Origin of the sequence: Streptomyces phytophilus, assembly GCF_013870535.1 — a bacterium.
Classification (GTDB): Bacteria; Actinomycetota; Actinomycetes; order Streptomycetales; family Streptomycetaceae; genus Streptomyces; species Streptomyces phytophilus.
On record NZ_JACBXC010000544.1, the window covers coordinates 1 to 3941 of the forward strand.

A 3941-nucleotide genomic window follows, 5' to 3' on the forward strand; every position below is an offset into this window, starting at 1 on the left:
GGTGCTCTTCGTGGCCGGGCTGTACGCCGTCTCGGCCCGCGCGGAGGGCGCCCGCAAGGCGAAGGACCGGCTGGCGACGTCGCTCGTGTGGGGCGCCTTCCTGCTGGCCGTCATCCCGCTGGCGTCGCTGGTCTGGGAGACCGTGCGGCAGGGCGTCAAGGTCCTCGACGGCTACTTCCTGACCCACTCCATGAACGGCGTCGTCGCCATCGCCCCCGGCGGCGGCATCTACCACGCCCTCCTCGGCACCATCGAGCAGGTCGCGCTGGCCACCGCGATCGCCACTCCGATCGGGCTGCTGACGGGCGTGTACCTCGTGGAGTACGGGCGCGGGCGGCTGGCGAAGGCGGTCACGTTCTTCGTGGACGTCATGACGGGCATCCCGTCGATCGTCGCCGGCCTGTTCATCCTCAGCGTCTGGATCATGGGCCTGGGCTTCGGCTACTCCGGCCTCGCCGGCTCCTTCGCGCTGGCGATCCTGATGATGCCGATCGTCGTGCGCTCCACGGAGGAGATGCTGAAGCTTGTCCCGAACGAGCTGCGCGAGGCGTCGTACGCCCTGGGCGTACCCAAGTGGAAGACGATCCTCCAAGTCGTCCTGCCCACCTCCATCGGCGGCATCACCACCGGCGTCATGCTCGCCGTGGCCCGCATCACCGGCGAGACGGCTCCCCTGCTGCTGCTCGTCTTCGGCAACCCCGCCATCAACGACAACCCCTTCGAAGGCGCCCAGGCGTCCCTGCCGCTCTACATCTACGAGCAGTGGGCCAACGGCAACGACGCCTCCTACGACCGCGCCTGGGCCGCCGCCCTGGTGCTCATCGTCTTCGTCATGCTCCTCAACCTGCTAGCCCGCCTCATCGCCCGTTTCAAGGCCCCGAAGACCGGCCGCTGACGGCCACGTACGAGAGAGATACCAGCCCCATGGCCAAACGCATCGACATCGGCGACCTGACCGCCTACTACGGCGACTTCAAGGCGATCGACGGCATCTCGATGTCCGTCGAGCCCAAGTCCGTGACCGCTTTCATCGGCCCGTCCGGCTGCGGCAAGTCCACCTTCCTGCGCACCATCAACCGCATGCACGAGGTCACCCCCGGCGCGCGCGTCGAGGGCGAGGTGCGCCTCGACGGCGACGACCTGTACGGGCCGGGCGTCGACCCGGTCGGGGTGCGCCGGGTGGTGGGCATGGTCTTCCAGCGGCCCAACCCGTTCCCGACGATGAGCGTGTACGACAACGTGGCCGCCGGCCTCAAGCTCAACGGCTCGTACAAGAAGCGCGAGCTGGACGACGTGGTGGAGAAGTCCCTGCGCGGCGCGAACCTGTGGAACGAGGTCAAGGACCGCCTCAACCGCCCCGGTTCGAGCCTGTCCGGCGGCCAGCAGCAAAGACTGTGCATCGCCCGCGCCATCGCCGTAGAACCGCAGGTGCTCCTCATGGACGAGCCCTGCTCCGCCCTCGACCCGATCTCCACCCTCGCCATCGAGGACCTGATGGCCGACCTCAAGGAGCGGTTCACGATCGTGATCGTGACGCACAACATGCAGCAGGCGGCGCGGGTCTCGGACCGCACCGCGTTCTTCAACCTGTCGGCGGTCGGCGAGCCGGGGCGGCTGGTGGAGGTCGGCGACACCGACAAGATCTTCTCCAACCCGGAGGAGAAGGCCACGGAGGACTACATCTCGGGCCGCTTCGGGTGAGGGCCGCGGGGTGCCGAGGCCGAGCAGAAACGCTTCCGCACTACTCGAAGGCCAGGTGCACCAGCCAGTACACCGCCGCCGCCACCCCCGCCGCGGCCGGCATCGTGACGAACCACCCCATCACGATGTTCTTCGCCACCCCCCACCGCACGGCCTTGACCCGCTTCGTCGCGCCGACGCCCATGATCGCCGAAGTGATCACGTGCGTCGTCGAGATCGGCGCGTGGAACATGAACGACGCCGAGTACATGATCCCCGCCGCCGTCGTCTCCGCCGCGAACCCCTGCGGCGGCTGCAGGTCGATGATCCGCCGCCCCAGCGTCCGCATGATGCGCCACCCGCCCGCGTAGGTACCGAGCGACAGCATCAGTGCACAGACCACCTTCACCCACCACGGGATCGCGTCGCCCTCGTCCTCCACATCCGCGATGACCAGTGCCATCACCACGATGCCCATCGTCTTCTGGGCGTCCTGCAGCCCGTGCCCCAGCGCCATCGCCGCCGCCGAGACCGTCTGCGCCACCCGGAAGCCGCGCTGCGCGCGGCGCGGGGTGGAGCGGCGGAACATCCACAGGATGGCGCACATCACCAGATACCCGACGCACAGGCCGATGACCGGGGAAACGAACATCGGGATGACGACCTTCTCCAGCACCCCGGACCAGTACACCGTGGACGACGCCGCCAGCGCGGCGCCGACCATGCCGCCGAAGAGCGCGTGCGAGGACGACGACGGCAGCCCGAAGTACCACGTGATCATGTTCCACGTGATCGCCCCGACCAGGGCGGCGAACAGGATCCACATCCCGTGCGAGCCGTGCGGGGTCTCGATCAGTCCCTCGCTCACCGTCTTGGCGACGCCGCTGCCGAGGAAGGCGCCGGCGAAGTTCATCACCGCGGCCATCAGCAGCGCGGCGCGCGGCGTCAGGGCGCGGGTGGAGACGGAGGTCGCGATCGCGTTGGCGGAGTCGTGGAAGCCGTTGGTGTACGTGAAGAAGAGCGCAACCCCGATCGTGACGACAAGCGCGAAGGTGTCCACCGGGCTCAGGACTCCTTGACCGCGATCGTTTCCACGGTGTTCGCGACCTTCTCGAAGGCGTCGGCCGCCTCTTCCAGGACGTCGACGATCTGCTTGAGCTTGAGCACCTCGATGGCGTCGTACTTGCCGTTGAAGAGGTGCGCGAGAAGCTTGCGGTGGATCTGGTCGGCCTGGTTCTCCAGCCGGTTGACCTCGATCCAGAACTCCGGCAGGTGGTTGAGGGTACGGAGGTTGGGCATCGCCTCGGCGGTCAGCTCCGCGGCCCGCGCGAGGACCTCGATCTGCTGCTCGACGCCCCGCGGCAGCTCCTCGATCTGGTAGAGGACGACGAGGTCGACGGCCTCCTCCATGAAGTCCATGACGTCGTCGAGGGAGCTGGCCAGCCGGTAGATGTCCTCGCGGTCGAAGGGCGTGATGAACGAGGCGTTGAGCTGGTGGAGGATGGCGTGGGTGGCGTCGTCGCCGGCGTGCTCCGCAGCGCGCATCCGCTCGGCGATCTCGGCCCGGGCGGAGGAATCCGCCCCGAGCAGTTCCATCAGGAGCTTCGAGCCCGTCACGATGTTGTCGGCCGAGGCGGCGAACATATCGTAGAAGCTCGTCTCCCTGGGGGTCAGACGAAATCGCACGTGATGATCCTCAGTGCTGCGAATATCGGCGAATAGGTCCTGATGATGCTAGGCGAGCCGCACCTGCGGAGCGAACCGGCTGTGCGGAACAACCGCAGGACAGAATGCCACGAACGCGGTATCATATACCCCCTGAGGGTATATCGCGCACGGTTCGCATACGGTGGTACGCACACAGCGATACGCGCACCGGGCGGATCGAGGGCTGGGAAACGGAAGGACGGGCACGTGACCGACACCACGGCAACGACGACCGCCGGGACGGCGCCGGGCTCCGGCCCGCACGGGTACAGCAAGGACAAAGAGGCCCACCTCAAACGACTCCGCCGGATCGAGGGCCAGGTCCGCGGTCTGCAGCGGATGGTCGAAGAGGACGTCTACTGCATCGACATACTCACCCAGGTCTCCGCGAGCACGAAGGCGCTGCAGTCCTTCGCGCTGCAACTGCTGGAGGAGCACCTGCGGCACTGCGTCGCCGACGCCGCCGCCCGGGGCGGCGACGAGATCGACGCGAAGGTCGAGGAGGCCACCGCCGCGATCGCCCGGATGCTGCGCGCGTAACGCCGGGCGGATGC

Annotated in this window: 5 protein-coding genes; 3 read left to right on the plus strand and 2 right to left on the minus strand. The window is 67.9% G+C overall.

What is annotated here, in order from left to right; all coding sequences use genetic code 11:
* Both pstA and pstB read left to right on the plus strand, forming a co-directional pair.
* Positions 1-895: phosphate ABC transporter permease PstA (gene pstA / locus H5J30_RS20955; protein WP_181788937.1), on the plus strand; the 895-nt coding region annotated here is incomplete at its 5' end.
* A gap of 29 nt (positions 896-924) precedes the next feature.
* Complete coding sequence (pstB, locus tag H5J30_RS20960; protein ID WP_181788938.1) at positions 925-1701, plus strand: phosphate ABC transporter ATP-binding protein PstB; 777 nt, start codon at positions 925-927, stop codon at positions 1699-1701.
* 40 nt (positions 1702-1741) lie between these two features.
* Here pstB and H5J30_RS20965 read toward each other — a convergent pair whose 3' ends face one another.
* Together H5J30_RS20965 and H5J30_RS20970 are read right to left on the minus strand one after the other, a co-directional pair.
* Positions 1742-2740, minus strand: a complete 999-nt coding sequence (locus H5J30_RS20965) for an inorganic phosphate transporter (protein ID WP_181788939.1) — start codon at positions 2738-2740, stop codon at positions 1742-1744.
* A gap of 5 nt (positions 2741-2745) precedes the next feature.
* Entirely contained in the window at positions 2746-3366 is a 621-nt protein-coding gene (locus H5J30_RS20970) for a DUF47 domain-containing protein (protein ID WP_026276740.1), read from the minus strand.
* Positions 3367-3594: 228 nt separating this feature from the next.
* On the opposite strand from H5J30_RS20970, the gene H5J30_RS20975 reads away from it, so the two are divergent.
* Entirely contained in the window at positions 3595-3927 is a 333-nt protein-coding gene (locus H5J30_RS20975) for a metal-sensitive transcriptional regulator (protein WP_181788940.1), read from the plus strand.
* Positions 3928-3941 lie beyond the last annotated feature (14 nt).